This is a genomic window from Limnohabitans sp. (assembly GCF_040401135.1).
Lineage (GTDB): Bacteria > Pseudomonadota > Gammaproteobacteria > Burkholderiales > Burkholderiaceae_C > Limnohabitans.
The window spans coordinates 2,000-21,665 of sequence record NZ_JBBAOV010000028.1; the positions used below are offsets into that span (position 1 = coordinate 2,000).

The following is a 19,666-nucleotide window of genomic DNA, read 5'->3' on the forward strand; positions in this document are numbered from 1 at the left end:
TTGCAGCAACATTCCGCCCTGAAACTGTCACCACGCCTTTTTTAAACTTCGTTCGCCAACGGTCAGTGAATGGGGTCGAGCATTTCACCTTTGAGCAAGGCGAAGGGGGAGCGCCAGTAGATGGCCACATTGTGAATGGGGTCCAGCAATATTTTGGTTGCCCATGCCAAACCCACCAACGGGTTGCGTAAGAAAAACAAGTGCACGGTTCTAAAGCCAATGCCTGCGATGGCCAAGGCTAGCCAAGAGATACCTGTATCGTGCCAAAAGCCAGTTAGGTTGGTGGCAGGTTCGATCCAGCCAAATAAGCTTGGGCTAAACCACAAAGTCAGAGGCAGTGACAACCAAACGCCAATCAAGATCGCTTTGCGTTGCATGTTGAAACCTACTTTGATAGCTTCTTTATGAGCATCTGACACGCCATTGATTTCATCAAAAGCTCGGGGCTCGAAAAAGATATGGCCTGATTGACGTGTGACCATGCCTAGCCCCCATCCAATAAGACCAGAAATAGCGGGGTCTACAAACAAAAAGACATAGGCCACCAAGAAACTCAAAGCGCTGATGAGATGCAGCGTTTGGTTGATGCGGCTTTGGTGGTAGTAGCGGTGGTCATCCCATTGAAGGATGTGTACTTGGTTCAAAAAATTGCTCACGTCAGACTCCTAAAAAGTGGTGTGACGGCAGTGTTGAACCTTAATATGACGATGATTTGAAAAATCAGTGACTTTTCAGTGACAAGGATCTGATGTTTGCGTTACATCAAATGAATGTGCGTTATCGCACCCAAGCCTCGCTGCGCTCCCATAAAGCGCGAGCAAGTTCAGCGTCTTGGCCCAAGGGCGCGGGCGCTGTGGGCTGACAGTCAGCGTAGTAAAGCCCAGTCTCACTCTGCGGTGCTTGCAAGGCACAGTGCAAGGTAGTGAGTGCGCCTTGTTCTGCAGTTAGCAAGCCACGCAAGCGCAGCAGAGGACGAGCCCAATTGGGCAGTGCACGCCAGATCTCGGTGTCCACCACGCCGGGGTGCAACGAATAGGTCGACACCTGTGTGCCTTTGAGTCGCTTGGCGAGTTCTGCACTAAACAGCAAGTTAGCCAATTTCGAGTTGGCGTATTCGCGAATGCCGGTGATGCTTTGTGTGGTGCGGCGCACATCTTCCCAGTGAATGCCTGAGGTGCGTTTGTGTGCGCGGCTTGCTACGGTCACCACGCGTGCAGGTGCGGAGGCGATCAAGTGGGGCAGTAGCAGTTGTGTCAGTAAAAAATGGCCTAAATGATTGACGCCAAACGTCATCTCGAACCCATCGACGGTGAGCCCGCGCGCGCCTGCAACACCCGCGTTGTTGACTAGCAGATGCAAAGGTAAATTCAAGGCTGCAAACGCTGCCGCACATGCACGCACTGAGGCCAAACTGGATAAATCTAGCGGCAAGAACAGAGCGGTTCTTTTGCCGGGCAATGCTTGAATGTCGTCAAGGATCGGCTGTGTTCGTGCCAGCGATCGACCAGCGATGATGACCAGATAGCCAGCCTTGGCCAATTCAATGGCGGTGGTGCGTCCAATGCCAACGTTGGCGCCAGTGATCAAGGCAATTCGTTCGGTAGATGTTGTCATGTTTATGACTTTCATGTTTCGAATTTGTGACATCAATTATTTGTTATGGATTCCAGCTTTTTGCAGATCAAAGTCGATAATTAAAAAAATAACAACTCTATGGATTAACCATGCGCGCTATCAAAAAAGCCAGAAAATTTATTGAAACTGATCCAACTTCAGACGTTTCGGTTGCACTGTCAAAATTGATTCTTGCACTTGAAAACGAGCAAGACTTTGCTTTGAAGCCAATGTATGACTTGGGCATGGACGATTTCAATTTATTGATTGAAGTGATGAAGGACTGGCGTTTAGACAGATTCTATGAAGGCAAAACCAAAGCTATCAGTATTGCCTTGCAAGCCAAGAGCATCAAGTCGTGATGCGTTCTGTGATGAAATAAAAAAAGGGTTCCAGTTGGAACCCTTTTTTGTGGACAGCAAATTAGCTTACGCGCGAGCTTTGCGGCGAACAGGCGCCTTCACTGCTGCTTTGGGTGCGTGCTCTTTCAATTTGGCCAAGCCTTCCTGGGCCAATTCAGCCGTTTTCTTGGCATTTTTGCGTGCTTCTGCCAAGGCTTTGTTGCCGGCTTCCACTGCAGCTTTGACTGCTGTCACAGCAGCTTCAGAGCCTTCGGGGGCTTTGCTCAAGCTGTCGTGGATGGCTTTGTTGGCTGTGTCGTGCGCGTGGTCAAAGTGGCCTTCTGCAAATGCAGCAGACTCAGCTTGGAATGTTTGGGTCAACTCGTAAACGGTGGCGGCAAAACCGGCCAAGCTTTTGACGGAGGTGTCCAACTGGGACTTGAGCAATTCCAGCGCAGCGGCTGGGTCTTTGACTTCCAAAACAGAGGTCAATTGTGCTTGGGTCAACTCGGAGTTGACTTTTGCTTGCTCAAGGCTGAGCTCTGTCAAACGCTCAACTTGTGAGAACGAGAGGGTGGCCAGTTCGAAAGCGGCATTTACAGAAGCTTCTGCTTGAGTTTTGATTTGGTCTTGCATATTCATTCCTTTAAAAAATTAAATCAACATGAGAATGTTATCGATGGTTTATGAAAAAACCATGAAGCTTTTGCTCTTTAGAGCCAGTTCTCTAGCTGCATTTATTCTGTAAGGAAGCGCTTGGGTGGCATGCTTTTACCAAGTGCCGACATTCGGCATATCCATCCACGGCGCTTGTGGCGGCAAGGCTTCACCCTGTTGCAGCAGTTCCACCGAGATGTCGTCGGGCGAGCGCACAAAGGCCATCCGGCCATCGCGGGGTGGGCGCAGGATGGCCACGCCATGGGCTTGTAGCTTTTCACATGCGGTGTAGATGTTGTTGACGGCATAGGCCAGGTGGCCAAAGTTGCGCCCGCCGTTGTAAGCCTCTGCATCCCAGTTGTACGTGAGCTCGACTTGCGCCTCTTCGTCGCCGGGGGCTGCGAGGTAGACCAGCGTGAACCGACCTGATGCGTGCTCTTTGGTGCGCAACACCGTCAAGCCCAGTGCATCGCGGTAAAAGCCCAAAGATGCTTCAAGGTCGGTGACGCGCACCATGGTGTGAAGGTATTTCATGGTGTGCCTTTCTTAGAGCGTGGGGTAGTCGGTGTAGCCGACAGGGCCAGGTGTGTAGAAGGTGCTTGGGTTGGCTTGGGTCAACGCGGCGTTGTGCTTCAAGCGCTCCACCAAGTCGGGGTTAGAAATGAACAAGCGGCCAAATGCGATGGCGTCGGCCTTGCCTGATTCAATGGCGTCGATGGCCATCTGGCGGTCGTAGCCGTTGTTGCCGATGTAAGTGCCTTTGAAGGTTTTGCGGGCCCAAGCGTAGTCAAACCCTGTCAAGTCGCGTGGGCCGCCGGTTTCGCCTTCGATGAAGTGAATGAAGGCGATGCCACGCGTGTTCAACGCTTCCACCAAGTGGGCAAACACGGTTTGCGGTTGGCTGTCGCGCACATCGTTAAATGTGGTCAGGGGCGACAAGCGAATACCAACACGGCCCGCGCCAATTTCTGCCGCACACGCATCGACCACTTCTAGTGCAAAGCGGCAGCGGTTTTCGACCGAGCTACCGTATTCGTCTGTGCGGTGGTTAGAAACATCACGGATGAACTGGTCAATCAGATAGCCGTTGGCGCCGTGAATTTCAACACCGTCAAAACCAGCGCGAACGGCATTGGCTGCAGCTTGGCGGAATTGCTGCACAACTTCTTTCACTTCTGCCGCAGACAACGCATGTGGCACAGGCACATCAACTTTTCCCTTGTGTGTATAAGCCACCACTTTGGGTTGGATGGCCGATGGGGCGACGGGTTGCGCGCCGCCTGTCAGCTCAGGGTGTGTGATGCGACCCACATGCCAGATTTGGGCCACGATTTTGCCGCCTGCCTCGTGCACGGCCTTGGTGATGGACTTCCAGCCCTCGACTTGCGCGTCGGAGTAAATGCCCGGTGTGGCCATGTAGCCTTTACCAACGGGCGAGACTTGCGTTCCCTCGCTGATGATCAACCCCGCAGCACTGCGTTGGCGGTAGTAGTCGACATTCATCGCGCTGCCGGGAATGTCGCCATGCGCTTCATCGGCGCGGCTGCGCGTGAGTGGCGCCATGACGATTCGGTTAGCGACAGCAATGTCACCTATGTGTGTGGGCTGAAAGAGTTGAGGTGATGTCATGTCAAGCGAATTTATTCGTGTCCTAGTCCAATGGGTGCGGGTGCACGCAGGGCGATCTTTGTGAACAAACGATCATAGATGGGGTCACGCGTTTTTTTACCCGAGAGCGGATCTTTGTTTCTCTCGAATGCAGCGTCGAGTTTGGTCCAATCTTCCTCTGTCAAAACCCTTAATGCTTCAGGAATGATGATTGATTCTTCAAGAAGTAAATGTTCACTGTAAAAGTCTACAAATTTCAAAGTTGCTTCTTCGAAGGCTTGACGACGTGAGTCCCCTAACATTTCCCAACCCAGCAACAGGTGTTGAAGCTCACGCACCGAGGCTTCCCCTTTGTCATGGTCCTTTTCTAATTGTTTGATCAGTTTGGCGCATTGCGGTGATCTTTGTGCCACAGGTGGAAACAAGAAAGCCGTCTCTTTGGGGTGGTGCTGCTTTTCAGGCACTTCATCAATATAAAACAGCATGGCGCGCATCACATCGAAGAAGATTTCTGGCTCATCTTGCGGGCCGCGTCTGATCATCATGCGTAACGATTTCAAAATGGCAGATATCGAAGAGTGCTCGTCATAGATGACTTGTATGCAGGTATGTCCCATTTTTTTTCCTTGTTATGAAACTAATATTTTTTTAGTCAATTGAGCTGGATGGTGTTGACGCATGTCAAAGCCCCATGATTTTCATGTGCGATCGACGACTACCGGGGTCAGCAAATGCCGAATGAGGTCAGGCACGCTTCGTATTTGCTCACCAAATGGCAAAAGACCGGCACCCCGAAAAAAGAGGCCACGTTGCGTGTCACCGTCAAGCGCATGCCCCAACTGTTGGTCAATGCAGAACTGGCCTATGCTCCCATTGCCATCGCGTAAGCCACAGTGCTGGAGGCAGTCGAACGACATATTGCATTTCGCTTTGACGTGTGCACGCTCTTGCAGGATGGGCAATATGCGGAGGTATTTGTCCAACCATGGCGTCCTTACTGCGCGGGCAGGCAAGCCTGCAACGCTCAAAAATTCAACGATGTCTTGTGGTTTGGCCTTGGCCAAAATCATTTTGAAGGCCAACGAGGCATCACATTCTTCTGTGACAGCAAATGCAGTTCCAAGTTGAACGCCACTGGCGCCCAAGCTTTGCAGTTGTGCAATTTGTGCATGACTGTTGACGCCGCCCGCTGCGATCAGTGGGATCTCTTGTTCAAACCCTGATGTCTTGAAAAATTCAAGTACCTGCGGAATCACCACATCAAAATCAAACCGTGAATCCCCAAGGTCCGCCACTTTGGCAGCACCTAGGTGGCCACCCGCCAGTCGTGGGTTTTCGATGATGATGGCATCTGGCAAGCGTCCTTTCTTTTCCCATTTGCGCACCAGAAGTTGCACGCCACGGGCATCTGAAAGGATAGGAATCAACGCAGCCTTCGGGTAGTCACGTGCTAACTCAGGAAGGTCCAAAGGCAAACCTGCACCCACGACGAGCGCATCTGCGCCACTTTCTAATGCTTGGTGGATGTAGGCCTCATAGGCGCTCAGGGCTTTCATGATGTTGACGGCGATGGCGCCTTTGCCATCTGCACGTTGGTGGGCTATTTGTATTTCCCGGTCAAGCGCCATCAGATTGGCCTTGTCAATGCGTTCGCCTGCATCGCGCTCTTTGTCTAGGTGCTGGGTCTCCATCATCAAGTCAGGATGACGGCGACGCAGGTCTACCGCAGAGATGGTGCCCATGCCACCCATACGTGCGACGGCTGAAGCTAGTCCAGATGCGGAGACACCGACGCCCATCCCGCCTTGAACGATGGGTAACAGGGTGTGGCCTTTGATCTTTAACGGTTTCAAGCCAGCGGCTTGCGTTAAGTTCATCCAGTCAGTTACTTCACTTGGCATAGCTTGGTCTCGGTGATGGGGGGCTCATACGCAATGGCTGGTTTGGGCGCTTGGCTCAAATTGTGGAAACAGATAGTTGTTTTCGAGGTGGATGTGTTCGATCAGGTCCTCGTTCAAGCGTGCGGTGCCTGCATACAGCGCCTGCCATGTGTTGCATGCGCCGCTTGGGGGCTGATGCTGCGTGGTGAGCTCGGCTAGTTTTTCTAGTTGTGCGCCATGGTTGATATGTTCGTGGCGCATCATGCCGATGGGATGAACGGCCATGGGGTGCTGACCCAATTTGAGAAGTGGGAACAAGATGGCCTCTTCTTTCGCCATGTGTTCAAGCAGTTCTTCTTGCATGGTTTCCAGCTGATCTGCTAGACCTGCAGGAACTTGTGGGTGCTCACGGTGCACGGCTTCCACGCGTCGTGCCATGCGAATCAGTTCGGGCAGTTGTTGTCGATGCACCTCGTGGTAGCGCGCCAGTATGTGATCGATGAGTTCGATGGATGTGGACGTCAGGGGCGGCAACTCGTGATGTTCGAGTGCTTGGATTTCAGTTAGCACCTGGTTCGTATTCAGTCCCTTTTCCGCACAAGCGTTCGCTAATGTCTGCTGCCCTCCGCAGCAAAAGTCCAACTTTAATTTTCGAAAAATGGCCGTTGCACCAGGGATTTGAACTGCCAGATGCCCCAAGCTCTGATCGGCCTTGGCAAAGTTTTGTGTGGTCTGTGATGTCATAAAAGATCCTTAAAGATTCATGTGAAGTGCATCTATTATCAGATAAGATTCATATTTAATGAATGTTTTAATTAAAAATCTAGGTTTGTTTGATCTAACTGGGGGTCATGGTGCGAGGCGGAAAAGATGTTGCGCCAACACATCTGCTTGGTAAAGCATGGTTGCTTGACCAATGGCAAGCCGAGATCAACGATGTCCCGCTAGCCTTGTGCGCAGGATGCCTATTTCAACTGATGACCCGTTATATAACTCTGAAGGGAGTGGACGCATGAACCGTCACGTCGATCACCAAATTTTGTTAGATGCAATTTCGGCAATGCCGATACAGCCGATCAGCGAGGATGTGCTTCGAGAAAAGTATCTCAAGCCGGGAGAGGACAACGTCGGTCAACTCTTTGACCGAGTGGCCCGCGCATTGGCCAGCGTTGAACCGGTTGAGCTGCGGGCCGAATTTGAAGTCTTATTCCGTCGAAATCTAGAAGCAGGGGCCATTGGTGCTGGCCGGATCATGAGTGCTGCCGGTACAGGAATTCAAGCCACACTGATTAACTGTTTTGTACAGCCGGTCGGCGATTGCATCCAAGGTGTGGATGACGGCGGCTATCCCGGAATTTATGAAGCACTGCGCGAGGCGGCAGAGACCATGCGGCGTGGCGGGGGTGTGGGGTATGACTTTTCTCGCATCCGACCCCGTGGGGCTGGCGTCAAGGGAACGGCTTCAACGGCATCCGGGCCGTGCAGCTACATCAATGTGTTTGACCACTCATGCGCCACTGTAGAGAGTGCGGGCGCGAGGCGCGGCGCGCAAATGGGTGTGCTGCGCATTGACCACCCAGATGTGATGGAGTTCATCACGGCCAAGCGCACGCCGGGTCGTTGGAACAACTTCAACGTGTCCGTCGCGGTCAGCGACGCCTTCATGGATGCCGTGCTGCATGACGGGCCGTGGGACTTGGTGCATGCCGCAGACCCCAGCGCAGAGTTGTGCCGCCACGGCGCACATCAGCGTGAAGATGGGATGTGGGTCTACCAGACCTTAAGAGCGTCTGAGCTTTGGGACACGATCATGTGCTCGGCCTACGACTTTGCGGAGCCAGGCATCTTGTTTTTGGATCAGATCAACCGAGATAACAACCTGCGCGCGATGGAGTCCATCAGCGCCACCAATCCCTGCGGTGAGCAACCGTTGCCGCCCTATGGTTGTTGCGACCTCGGCCCCGTCATCCTGCCGCGGTTTGTCCGACGTCCATTCGGACACGGCGGCGAAGCAGAGTTTGACTTTGAAGCTTTTGCAAACAGCGTGGCCTTGCAAGTGCGGGCACTGGACAATGTCTTGGACCTGACCCACTGGCCCTTGCCGCAACAACAGCAAGAAGCGCAGGACAAGCGCCGCATCGGCGTGGGCTTCACTGGTTTGGGTGATGCGTTGGTGATGTTGGGCTTGCGCTACAACGCCGAGGAAGGGCGTGACATGGCGCGACGTATCGCTGAGTGCATGCGCGATGCGGCCTACATCGCGTCTGTGGCTTTGGCGCGCGAGAAAGGGGCCTTCGCCTTGTTTGATGCGCCAACTTATTTGGCCAAAGGGACCTTTGCGAGTCGATTGCCCGATGCGTTGAAAGCCAATATCCGCAAGCACGGCATTCGTAACAGCCACTTGTTGTCGATTGCCCCCACCGGCACCGTGAGTCTGGCTTTCGCCGACAACGCATCGAATGGGATTGAGCCAGCGTTTTCATGGATGTACACCCGAAAAAAACGTGAAGCCGATGGCTCGCGAACGGAATACGAGGTGCAGGATCATGCGTGGCGCTTGTACCGTGCGCTGGGCGGTGATACGGACAACTTGCCGCCACAGTTCGTCGGTGCGCTAGAGATGACGGCCCATGAACACATCGCCATGATGGCAGCGGTTCAACCTTTTGTAGACACCGCGATTTCTAAGACGGTGAATGTGCCGGCCAACTACCGCTATGAAGATTTCAAGGACTTGTACCTGCAAGCTTGGCGCGCCGGGCTCAAAGGATTGGCCACTTACAGACCCAATGCCATCCTGGGTTCTGTGCTGGAGCTCAAGCCAGCGCCAGACGCTAGCAAGCCCGTTGCCTCTGTGGATGCCCTGGGTGCCGATCCGATGCGCACCGTGATTGAAAGCAGACCCAAAGGGGCGCTGAGTGCGGTGGCTGAGAAGATCGAGTATTGGACCCATGAAGGGCACAAGACGCTGTATCTCATCGTGTCTTTTCTACCGGTCAAGCGGGCAGACGGCCATGGCACCGTGGACCGAGCGATTGAATTTTTTATGCCTGTGGGCCAGAGCGGTGAATCGCAACAGTGGATCACAGCCAGCATGCGCCTTTTGTCTCTTGCCGCACGTGGTGGTTTTCTAGAGCGCGCCTTGAGTGACATGTGCAAGGTGGCATGGGACAGAGGGCCGGTACGTCATGGGCACAAAACGCGTGAAGATGGCACCCGTATTCCGCTTTGGCACGATTCTGAAGTGGCAGCCATTGCCTTCGCCATACAAAATATTTTGGCACTCCGAGCGACGCAACTTGGAATTTCCACCTTGCCTGAGGCTCTGGACGAAGCCGGGGCAACAGCGTCGACCGTGTTTGTATCAGAGGCGGCTCAAACGGTTATTAAAGGTAAGAAGTGCTCCGATTGCGGCGCGCACGCAGTGATTCGAAAAGATGGCTGTGACTATTGCACGCAGTGTGGCTACTTGGGTTCGTGCGGTTAAAAACAGGTCACAGCATAAAATTCATAAAGAATGAATATTTGAGGGATCATCCTCAAGAACTAGGACGATGGAACGATGCGACTTACCCACTGGACCGACTACAGTCTTCGTGTACTGATGTACTGCGCGCAAAGCGAATCACGGCAAACCGTTGCAACCATTCAGGAGATCGCCGATCAACATGACATATCTAAAAGTCATCTGACCAAAATTGTGATGACGCTTGCGGCGGATGGCTATTTAATCACCAGTCGCGGGCGAGGCGGTGGCCTGCGTTTGGGGCGGCCTGCGTCAGAGATCGTGATTGGCGAGGTTGTTCGAAAAACGGAAAGTGATTTTTCGATGGTTGAGTGCTTTCAAGATGGGGTAAGTCACTGCGCGTTGATGCCCAGCTGTCGTTTGAAAAATGTTCTCGCAGATGCGTTGAAAGTTTTCTTTGAAAAACTGGATAGCGTGACGCTCGCAGATTTGATGGTCGATGCACAGGATCCACCAGCGATGATTCGCACCGTGGGATTTTCCTTAGGTAAAAAAAAGGGCGCTTCGGTTAAAGCTGGATGAAGAACACGGCATCTCTTTCTACCAAACTCGTGCGCATAGGCACGGGCTTGTTGGTGATTGCCTTGATTTCCATCGGGCTCACGCTGTGGGTGACTTGGAAGCTGGGCGGGGGCGCCGCAGCGCTGAACGAAGCAGGGCGCATGCGCATGCAAACTTGGCGGCTGACCAGTGCAGTGCAAGCTCAATTGCCAGAGCCACAGATTCGGTTGCTGACCGGTGAATTTGACCAAAGCATGGCGGTGCTCAAAAACGGTGATGCTTCTCGCCCTTTGTTTGTTCCGTGGGATGGTGTTGTACAGGCGCGATACCAAGAAGTGGCGCATTTGTGGGTCGATCAAAAAATGCGCTTTAACGCGCATCCAGCCTTGGAGCACCAACTCTTGGTCGAACATTCTGTCAAATTCATGAATGCGATTGATCGCTTTGTGTCGTCGATCGAAAGTCAGATGTCAAGCTTGACCGCGATTTTGAATTTGTTCCAAATTGTGATGATGGCGTTGGCGATTGCCGGTGCGGTTGTCATGCTCTACACGGGTTATTTGTACGTCATCAACCCTTTGAGCCATCTGCGTGATGGCTTGCGAAAGCTTGAGTCTGCACAATTTTCAGTGCGTTTGGATGTGGTTTCCAACGACGAATTTGGACAAGTCACCTCTGGCTTTAACCGCATGGCTGCCACTTTGCAATCCTTGTATGGCAACCTCGAAGCCCAAGTGATCGCCAAAACCCAACGCATCGCTGCGCAGAAAGAAAGGCTGGAAGGCTTGTACGGGGTCAGTGCTTTTCTTGCACAAACCAACGACCTCAGTGAATTAACACAAGGCTTTGCGCAGCGCGTGCGACGATTGATGAAGGCAGATGCGATTGCGCTGCGCTGGTCGGATGAAGATGCTTCTAAATTTTTACTCTTAGCTTCTGATCAATTCCCTCAGGTGATGCAAGAGGAAGAGAAGTGTTTAAGGGCCGGTGCCTGTGCCTGTGGCAATCCCAAACTAGACGCCCGTACCCGGGTGATCCCGATCACCAACAGTGACATTGCGCCCTTTCAGCACTGCGCTCGCATTGGTTATGAAAGTTTGATCTCTGTGCCTGTGCGCATGCACCACAAGGTGTTGGGTGAAATCAATTTGTTCTATAAAAGCCAGGTCAGTTTGGCGGCAGAGGAGTTCGAGCTGATGGACACGCTGGCCAGTCACTTGGCCACGGCTGTCGAAGGGATGCGCGCGGTGGCCTTGGACCGTGAGGCCGCGATTGCAGGCGAGCGGTCATTGCTGGCAAGGGAGTTGCATGACTCGATTGCACAGTCCTTGGCATTTTTGAAGATTCAGGTTCAATTGCTCCGTTCCGCTATTTCGAAAAACAACAGTGACAAAACAGATGTTGCGTTGAACGAACTCGACAGTGGCTTGAAGGAAAGCATTGCGGATGTGCGGGAGTTGCTCTTGCATTTCCGCACGCGTACCCAAGCCGATGACATCGACCGCGCCGTTCAGGAGACCTTGCAAAAGTTCCATCACCAAACCGGTCTTCAGGTGAGCCGTACGGTGTCTGGAGACGGGCTGCCGCTGCCTCAAGACGTACAGATTCATGTGCTGCATGTGTTGCAAGAAGCCTTGTCGAATGTCCGTAAGCATGCCAATGCTCAAGCCGTTGTGATTGAAATTCACAAAGGCGATTCATGGCGGTTTGTGGTGCGAGACGATGGCGTTGGATTTGATGAACGTAACAACCGTTCTGAACTCCAGGTGGGTTTAAAAATCATGCGTGAGCGTGCCGAGCAGATTGGCGCCAAAGTGGATGTTGTCTCTGAAGTCGACCAAGGCACCACCGTGACGCTGCGTGTGCCAGCCGCCAAGCCTTCCAAATTGAAAGAGGAGCAGACAGCGTCGCTGTCGTGATGTTTATGTCTGAACCCATCCAACTGCTCGTGGTCGATGACCATCCTTTGTTTCGCAGAGGCTTGATCGCATTGCTGTCGCAAGATGATCGTTTTGAAATCGTCGGAGAGGCGGGTGATGTGGGCGAGGCTTTGCGGGTGCTTGCTAAGACGCAACCAGACTTGCTGTTGCTTGACAACCATTTGCCAGGCGTCAAAGGGGTGGACGCCATTGCATCACTCAAATCGGATCGCCCCAATCTGCGTATTTTGATGCTCACCGTGAGTGAAGATGAGGAAGATCTGTCCAAAGCTTTGCAAAATGGTGCTGACGGCTATTTGCTCAAAACATCTGAATCCGACCAGTTGTGTGATGCGCTTGTCAAAGTACACGAGGGACAGTCGGTCATCAGTCCCTCGATGCTGAATAAATTGGTATCAACGATGCGCCATCCGGCGAATCCAACGGCCGATGCTGTCGGGGTCATGTCTCTCAGCAAAGTCGCAGCCATTCAGTCGCTCGACAAACTTTCTCCGCGCGAGAAAGATATCTTTTTGTTGATCGCAAAAAGTCTCAGCAACAAACAGATCGCCCGCGATTTAGACATCGCAGAGACCACGGTCAAGATTCATATCCAACACATTTTCAAGAAGCTGGACCTGACATCGCGCGTACAAATCGCGGTCTTCGCAGCAACGCATGGCTTGAGCTGATCTAGATCAATTTCGATACTCCTAAAGGAGGATGAGGGCTTGGCCTTCATCCTCCTTTTGCTTTGCGTGACGTGGTCTTCAGGTGGATACCCAACGCCGCTCTAAACAACCACACTGCATGCACAAGTTTGGAGAGTAGTGATGACAAATGAATTGATTCAACAACGCAAAGCATGGTCGGTGCTGATTGTGAGCACCTTGGCTTTTACCGTCTGTTTCATGGTGTGGATGATGTTTGGCGTGATCGGTATTCCGATCAAAAAAATGCTGGACCTCAATGCCACCCAATTCGGCTTGTTAATGGCGATGCCGGTGCTGACCGGTTCGCTGGTGCGGGTGCCATTGGGTATCTGGACCGACCGTTATGGTGGTCGCATCGTCATGGCCTTGTTGATGGTGGCCACAGTCCCCGCGATTTGGTTGATGTCCTACGCCACAGCGTATTGGCAGTTTCTTGTGATTGGGTTGTTTGTTGGATTGGCCGGTGGTTCTTTCTCTGTGGGAACCCCCTATGTGGCGCGTTGGTTCCCTAAGAAGCAGCAAGGCATGGCCATGGGCGTGTATGGCGCCGGCAACTCTGGATCGGCCGTTAATAAATTTATCGCTCCCTTGATTTTGGTGGCCTTTGGTTGGGCTCTGGTGCCGCAGGTGTATGCCGCCATCATGGCTGGCACGGTGGTGGTGTTCTGGTTATTTAGCTACAGCGCACCCTCGCATCTGGTGACGAGCCGTGTGTCTTTCAGAGACCAACTCAAAGCGCTCAAAGACCCGGTTGTACTCAAGTACTGCCAGTACTACAGCATTGTGTTTGGTGGGTATGTGGCGTTGGCTTTGTGGATGGTGCAGTACTACATCGGCGAATACGGTTTAGACATTCGCGTGGCGGCCTTATTGGCTGCGTGCTTTTCTCTGCCTGGCGGTGTGCTGCGAGCGATGGGGGGGGTGCTCAGCGACAAGTATGGTGCGCACGCCGTGACTTGGTGGGTGCTTTGGGTAAGCTGGATCTGTTTGTTCTTGCTGTCGTACCCACAAACCGAATTCACCATTGCCACCGTCACAGGGCCACAGACGTTTGTGCTGGGCCTGAATGTCTACATGTTCACCGCGATCATGTTTGTCCTCGGCATTGCCTTTGCCTTTGGTAAGGCCAGTGTTTTCAAGTACATCGCCGATGACTATCCACACAACATCGGTGCCATCAGCGGCATCGTCGGCCTGGCCGGTGGTTTGGGGGGCTTCGTCCTTCCTATTTTGTTTGGTGCGTTGGTTGATTTAACAGGCATTCGCAGCAGCGCCTTCATGTTGATGTATGGCGTGGTCTGGGTGTCACTCATCTGGATGTATTGGACGGAAGTTCGCAAAACCAGCGTCATGGGTCGTCCCCATCCAGAGTCTGCGCTTCAGGCTTGAGTCTTCATTTATCAAGGATTGACATGAACACAAAACAAAACATCAACGCCGTTCAGGGCGCAGATATCAGCGATTGGCGTCCCGAAGACGAGACGTTTTGGGAGAGCACCGGCAAGCGCATCGCTTACCGCAATCTCTGGATTTCGGTGCCTGCGCTCTTGTGCGGATTCGCCATCTGGGGCATGTGGGGCATCATCACGGTGCAGATGCTCAACCTGGGTTTTCCTTTCACGCAGGCTGAGCTCTTCAGCCTCACGGCGATTGCAGGTTTGGCGGGTGCCACCATGCGCATTCCAGCGTCGTTCGTGATCCGTCTGTCGGGTGGGCGCAATACGATTTTCTTGACCACCGCCATGTTGTTGGCGCCTGCGTTGGGAACGGGCATGGCCTTGCAGCACCCTCAGTGGCCGTTGTGGGTCTTCCAGCTCATGGCACTTTGGTCTGGCGTCGGTGGTGGCAACTTTGCCAGCTCCATGTCCAACATTGGCACCTTTTTCCCCAAGCGTTTGCAGGGCACGGCACTGGGATTGAATGCGGGCTTGGGCAACTTTGGCGTGACCACCATGCAGATCGTGATTCCGCTGGTCATGACGGTGAGCTTGTTCGGCGGCTTGGGTGGTGAGCCCATGACCTTGGTGAAAGACAGTGGTTGGATCTTGGGCAAGATTGTGGCTGGCACGCCGACTTGGGTGCAAAACGCAGGGTTTGCTTGGGTCTTGACATTGGTTCCGTTGTCGGTGGCTTGCTATTTCGGCATGAACAACCTGACCACGGTGTCGCCCAACATCGGCGGCACCATTCCTGCCTTCTTAAAAATCATCTGGCTCTACACCTTGTCGTTTGTCCCCGCTGGTGTCGGTCTGTATTTGTACCTGCCTGCCCCTAGTGGTTTGGGCATCCTCAACATGTGGCTGGTGATGCCGCTAATCATCGTGAGCACGTTGATGGTGATGAAGCTCACGGCCTTTGGCACGATGAAGGACAACATCGCGGCACAGTTTGCTATTTTCAAGAACAAGCACACGTGGTCTATGACGGTGCTCTACATCGTGACCTTTGGTAGTTTCATTGGGTTCTCGATGGCATTGCCTCTTTCCATCACGGTGATCTTCGGCATCAGCCATGTGCCTGATGCCAGCGGCGTGCTGCAGCACACCCTGAAAAACCCCAACGCACCCTCTGCGCTGACGTATGCCTGGATTGGCCCTTTTGTAGGCGCCTTGGTCAGACCTATTGGTGGCTGGTTGTCAGACAAAACGGGTGGCTCCATCGTCACGCAGATCATCTCGGCCGTGATGGTGGTGGCCTCTGCCAGCGTGGGCTATGTGATGTGGTTGGCCTACCAGTCGGCATCGCCTGAGCAGTACTTTTTGACCTTTATATTGTTGTTCGTGTTGCTGTTCACGGCCAGTGGCATTGGTAACGGCTCGACGTTTCGCACCATCGCTGTAATTTTTGACCGCCAACAAGCCGGCCCTGTGCTGGGCTGGACATCGGCCATCGCTGCCTATGGCGCCTTCATCGCGCCGGTGGTGATTGGTCAGCAGATCAAAGCGGGCACGCCTGAAGTCGCGATGTACGGCTTTGCTATTTTTTATGCGCTGTGCCTGGTCCTGAATTGGTGGTTCTACCTGCGTGCAGGTGCCGAAATTCGTAACCCTTGAAGCTGTTTGAAAAGGGGTCGCTCATGACCCCGATGCATTGGAGAAACCTATGAGTCATTTTCTAGATCGATTGAATTATTTTTCAAACCCCAAGGAAGCTTTTTCTGGTGGCCACGGCGTGACCACGGGCGAAGACCGCACATGGGAGGACGCCTACCGTGACCGTTGGGCGCACGACAAAATTGTGCGTAGCACCCACGGCGTCAACTGCACCGGTTCGTGTTCGTGGAAGATTTATGTCAAGGGCGGCATCGTCACTTGGGAAACCCAACAAACCGATTACCCACGCACACGCCCAGACCTACCCAACCACGAGCCTCGCGGTTGCGCCCGAGGCGCATCGTATTCTTGGTATTTGTACAGCGCTAACCGCGTCAAGTACCCCATGATCCGTGCCCGCTTGCTCAAGCATTGGCGTGCCGCTTTGGCTGTAGCCAAGAGCCCGGTGGATGCGTGGACCAGCATTGTTGAAAACCCCGGCGCACGCCTTGAATGGCAAGAACAGCGTGGCTTGGGCGGCTTTGTGCGCAGCACGTGGGAAGAGGTGAACCAGATCATCGCCAGCGCCAACGTCTACACCATCAAGCAATATGGCGCGGACCGCATCATCGGTTTTTCACCGATCCCAGCGATGTCCATGATCAGCTATGCCGCAGGTAGCCGTTACCTGTCGTTGATCGGTGGCGTCAGCATGAGCTTTTACGATTGGTATTGCGATTTGCCTCCCTCCAGCCCCCAAGTTTGGGGCGAGCAAACCGACGTGCCTGAATCGGCAGATTGGTACAACTCCACCTTCATCATTGCGTGGGGCTCCAACGTGCCGCAAACGCGCACGCCCGATGCGCACTTCTTCACCGAGGTGCGCTACAAAGGTGCCAAGACCGTCGCCATCACTCCCGACTATGCCGAGATCAGCAAATTGGCCGATCTGTGGATGCATCCCAAGCAAGGTACCGACGCTGCCATCGCCATGGCGATGGGCCACGTGATTCTCAAAGAGTTCTACTTTGACAAGCGCAGTGCTTATTTTGACGACTACGTGCGTCGCTACACCGACATGCCCAACCTGGTGCAACTCGAAGAGCGCACGCTGCCAGATGGTCGCAAGGTCACGGTGCCAGGCCGCTATTTGCGGGCCAGTGATTTCAACGGCAAACTCGGACAAGACAACAACCCCGAGTGGAAAACGGTCGCACTCGATCAGGCCGACCGTGTGGTTTTGCCGAACGGCTCCATCGGTTTCCGCTGGGGCGCCGAAGGCCGCAGTGATGCAGGTAAATGGAACCTCGAGGACAAAGAGGCGCGCGGTGGCAATGAAGTCAAGCTCAAACTGAGCTTGATGGAAGGTGAGGGCACGAACTACGAAGTGGGCGAGGTCGCTTTCCCGTATTTCGGCGGCATCGATACCCCCAACTTCAGCGCCAACAAACAAGCCAGCGCGGTAGACGATGTGCTGGTGCGCAAGGTGCCCGTGCGTCGCATCAAACTGGGCAAGGCCGGTGAAGAGCGCTATGCCTTGGTCGCCACGGTGTTCGACTTAACGGCTGCCAACTACGGCGTCGGTCGTGGTCTGCCTGGCGAAGATGCAGCTGCTAGCTACGACGACGACACCCCTTACACACCTGCATGGCAGGAAAAAATAACGGGCGTGAAACGCGATCAAGTGATCGCTGTCGCACGCCAGTTTGCCGACAACGCGGAAAAGACACGCGGCAAATCCATGGTCATCATCGGCGCAGCCATGAACCATTGGTACCACAGCGACATGAACTACCGCGGCATCATCAACATGCTGATGATGTGCGGCTGTATCGGTCAAAGTGGTGGCGGTTGGGCGCACTACGTGGGTCAGGAAAAATTGCGCCCACAAACCGGCTGGACCGCCTTGGCGTTCGCCTTGGATTGGGTGCGTCCACCCCGCCAGATGAACAGCACCAGCTTCTTCTACGCGCACACCGACCAGTGGCGTTATGAACGACTTGGGGTGGAGGAGATTTTGTCGCCCTTGGCAGACAAGACCAAGTTCGGCGGCAGCATGATCGACTACAACGTGCGTGCTGAACGCATGGGCTGGTTGCCCAGTGCACCGCAACTGCAAACCAACCCGATGCAGGTGGTCAAGGATGCCCAAGCCCAAGGCATGGACCCCAAAGCGTACGCCGTCAAATCGCTCAAAGACGGAAGTCTCAAGATGAGCTGCGAAGACCCAGATCACCCCTTGAACTGGCCGCGCAACATGTTTGTTTGGCGCTCCAATATTTTGGGTTCGTCTGGCAAAGGCCATGAGTATTTCCTCAAGCATCTGCTCGGTACCTCACACGGTGTACAGGGCAAAGACTTGGGCGCTGAAGAGGCCAAACCCACCGAAGTGACTTGGCACGACCAAGCGCCTGAAGGCAAACTCGACTTGCTGGTCACGTTGGACTTTCGCATGAGCACCACCTGTTTGTACTCAGACATCGTGTTGCCCACCGCCACGTGGTACGAGAAGAACGACCTCAACACCAGCGACATGCACCCCTTCATCCACCCCTTGTCGACCGCGGTGGATCCAGCGTGGCAAAGCAAGAGCGATTGGGAGATCTACAAAGGCTTTGCCAAATCATTCAGCGACGTGTGCGTCGGTCATTTGGGTGTCGAAAAAGAGCTGCTGCTCACCCCCCTCATGCACGACACGCCTGCCGAATTGGCGCAAGCGTTTGATGTGCAAGAGTGGAGCAAGGGCGATTGCGATCTGATCCCCGGCGTGACAGCGCCACAGATCAACGTCGTCGAACGCGACTACCCCAACACCTACAAGCGCTTCACCGCACTGGGGCCACTGCTGGAGAAGCTTGGCAACGGTGGCAAGGGCATTGGTTGGAACACGAACGACGAAGTGCAGCAGCTGGGTGAACTCAATGGCAAGGTTCGCGCTGCTGGCGTGACACAAGGTATGCCAAAGATCGAAACCGACATCGACGCCTGTGAGGTGGTGTTGCAACTCGCGCCTGAGACCAATGGTCATGTCGCCGTGAAGGCTTGGGAGGCCTTGGGCAAGATCACAGGGCGTGACCACACGCATTTGGCCTTGCACCGCGAGGACGAAAAAATTCGTTTCCGAGACATCCAAGCGCAGCCACGCAAGATCATCAGCTCGCCGACTTGGTCGGGACTTGAGAGCGAAAAAGTGTCGTACAACGCGGGTTATACCAACGTGCACGAATACATCCCATGGCGCACGCTGACGGGTCGTCAACAGTTCTATCTGGACCATCCATGGATGTTGGCCTTTGGTGAAGGCATGACCACCTACCGTCCACCGGTGGACTTGAAAACCGTGGACGAGATGCTCAATCGCCGCCCCAACGGCAACAAGGAAATTTCACTCAACTTCATCACACCGCACCAGAAGTGGGGCATCCACAGCACCTACAGCGACAACCTGCACATGCTGACGCTGAACCGCGGTGGTCCTGTGATTTGGCTGAGTGAAGATGATGCGAAGAGCGCAGGCATCGTCGACAACGACTGGGTGGAATTGTTCAACAGCAACGGTGCGATTGCAGCCCGTGCTGTGGTGAGTCAACGTGTCAATCGAGGCATGGTGATGATGTACCACGCTCAGGAGAAAACGATTAACACCCCGGGCTCGGAAATCACCGGAATTCGAGGCGGTATTCACAACTCAGTGACGCGCATCGTGACCAAGCCCACCCACATGATTGGTGGCTACGCCCAGTTCAGTTACGGCTTCAACTACTACGGAACCATTGGCACCAACCGCGACGAATTTGTCGTGGTGCGCAAGATGCACAAGGTCGATTGGTTAGATGACGAAGCGCCTGCAACGGTTCAGGCTTGAAGGAGATACC

The 19,666-nt window shown here is 53.8% G+C and carries 16 protein-coding genes; 8 read left to right on the forward strand and 8 right to left on the reverse strand.

The genetic code is table 11. The features are described 5' to 3' along the window. Positions 1-62 precede the first annotated feature (62 nt). Together ABWP81_RS08645 and ABWP81_RS08650 are read right to left on the reverse strand one after the other, a co-directional pair. Positions 63-656 carry a hypothetical protein gene (locus ABWP81_RS08645; protein WP_353141095.1) on the reverse strand — a complete coding sequence of 198 codons (594 nt, stop codon included), beginning with the start codon at positions 654-656 and terminating at the stop codon, positions 63-65. Positions 657-777: 121 nt separating this feature from the next. After that, positions 778-1,614, reverse strand: a complete 837-nt coding sequence (locus ABWP81_RS08650; RefSeq protein WP_353141097.1) for an SDR family NAD(P)-dependent oxidoreductase — start codon at positions 1,612-1,614, stop codon at positions 778-780. 110 nt (positions 1,615-1,724) lie between these two features. Here ABWP81_RS08650 and ABWP81_RS08655 point away from each other — a divergent pair, with 110 nt between their 5' ends. Next, positions 1,725-1,976: a hypothetical protein gene (locus ABWP81_RS08655; RefSeq protein WP_353131915.1), complete on the forward strand. Its 252-nt coding sequence runs from the start codon at positions 1,725-1,727 to the stop codon at positions 1,974-1,976. Positions 1,977-2,042: 66 nt separating this feature from the next. On the opposite strand, the gene ABWP81_RS08660 is transcribed toward ABWP81_RS08655, so the two are convergent. The 6 genes from ABWP81_RS08660 to ytfE form a co-directional block, all read right to left on the reverse strand. Further along, positions 2,043-2,591 carry a phasin family protein gene (locus ABWP81_RS08660; RefSeq protein WP_353141099.1) on the reverse strand — a complete coding sequence of 183 codons (549 nt, stop codon included), beginning with the start codon at positions 2,589-2,591 and terminating at the stop codon, positions 2,043-2,045. Positions 2,592-2,726: 135 nt separating this feature from the next. Further along, positions 2,727-3,146 carry a VOC family protein gene (locus tag ABWP81_RS08665; protein ID WP_353141100.1) on the reverse strand — a complete coding sequence of 140 codons (420 nt, stop codon included), beginning with the start codon at positions 3,144-3,146 and terminating at the stop codon, positions 2,727-2,729. 12 nt (positions 3,147-3,158) lie between these two features. Then, the gene (locus ABWP81_RS08670; RefSeq protein ID WP_353141102.1) at positions 3,159-4,241 is read right to left on the reverse strand and encodes an alkene reductase; all 1,083 of its coding nucleotides are present in this window, start codon (positions 4,239-4,241) and stop codon (positions 3,159-3,161) included. Positions 4,242-4,252: 11 nt separating this feature from the next. Beyond that, positions 4,253-4,837, reverse strand: a complete 585-nt coding sequence (locus ABWP81_RS08675) for a hemerythrin domain-containing protein (RefSeq protein ID WP_353141104.1) — start codon at positions 4,835-4,837, stop codon at positions 4,253-4,255. Between the two features lie 81 nt (positions 4,838-4,918). Next, on the reverse strand, positions 4,919-6,097 hold the full coding sequence (locus ABWP81_RS08680; protein WP_353141107.1) for an NAD(P)H-dependent flavin oxidoreductase: 1,179 nt from the start codon (positions 6,095-6,097) through the stop codon (positions 4,919-4,921). 48 nt (positions 6,098-6,145) lie between these two features. Beyond that, positions 6,146-6,844 (reverse strand): iron-sulfur cluster repair protein YtfE, encoded by a 699-nt coding sequence (gene ytfE, locus ABWP81_RS08685; protein WP_353141109.1) that lies wholly within the window; start codon positions 6,842-6,844, stop codon positions 6,146-6,148. 268 nt (positions 6,845-7,112) lie between these two features. On the opposite strand from ytfE, the gene ABWP81_RS08690 reads away from it, so the two are divergent. The 7 genes from ABWP81_RS08690 (at position 7,113) to ABWP81_RS08720 (ending at position 19,656) form a co-directional block, all read left to right on the forward strand. Beyond that, complete coding sequence (locus ABWP81_RS08690; protein WP_353141111.1) at positions 7,113-9,587, forward strand: adenosylcobalamin-dependent ribonucleoside-diphosphate reductase; 2,475 nt, start codon at positions 7,113-7,115, stop codon at positions 9,585-9,587. Positions 9,588-9,662: 75 nt separating this feature from the next. Continuing rightward, positions 9,663-10,148 (forward strand): RrF2 family transcriptional regulator, encoded by a 486-nt coding sequence (locus ABWP81_RS08695; protein ID WP_353141113.1) that lies wholly within the window; start codon positions 9,663-9,665, stop codon positions 10,146-10,148. After that, positions 10,145-12,046 (forward strand): type IV pili methyl-accepting chemotaxis transducer N-terminal domain-containing protein, encoded by a 1,902-nt coding sequence (locus ABWP81_RS08700; protein WP_353141115.1) that lies wholly within the window; start codon positions 10,145-10,147, stop codon positions 12,044-12,046. Before ABWP81_RS08695 ends, ABWP81_RS08700 begins: the two co-directional genes overlap by 4 nt. Next, entirely contained in the window at positions 12,046-12,738 is a 693-nt protein-coding gene (locus tag ABWP81_RS08705; protein WP_353141117.1) for a response regulator, read from the forward strand. The genes ABWP81_RS08700 and ABWP81_RS08705 overlap by 1 nt, the downstream gene beginning before the upstream one ends. A 141-nt stretch (positions 12,739-12,879) precedes the next feature. After that, positions 12,880-14,148: an MFS transporter gene (locus ABWP81_RS08710; protein ID WP_353141119.1), complete on the forward strand. Its 1,269-nt coding sequence runs from the start codon at positions 12,880-12,882 to the stop codon at positions 14,146-14,148. 23 nt (positions 14,149-14,171) lie between these two features. After that, positions 14,172-15,812, forward strand: a complete 1,641-nt coding sequence (locus tag ABWP81_RS08715; protein ID WP_353141121.1) for an MFS transporter — start codon at positions 14,172-14,174, stop codon at positions 15,810-15,812. Positions 15,813-15,861: 49 nt separating this feature from the next. Beyond that, the gene (locus tag ABWP81_RS08720) at positions 15,862-19,656 is read left to right on the forward strand and encodes a nitrate reductase subunit alpha (protein WP_353141123.1); all 3,795 of its coding nucleotides are present in this window, start codon (positions 15,862-15,864) and stop codon (positions 19,654-19,656) included. The last annotated feature ends 10 nt before the right edge of the window (positions 19,657-19,666 follow it).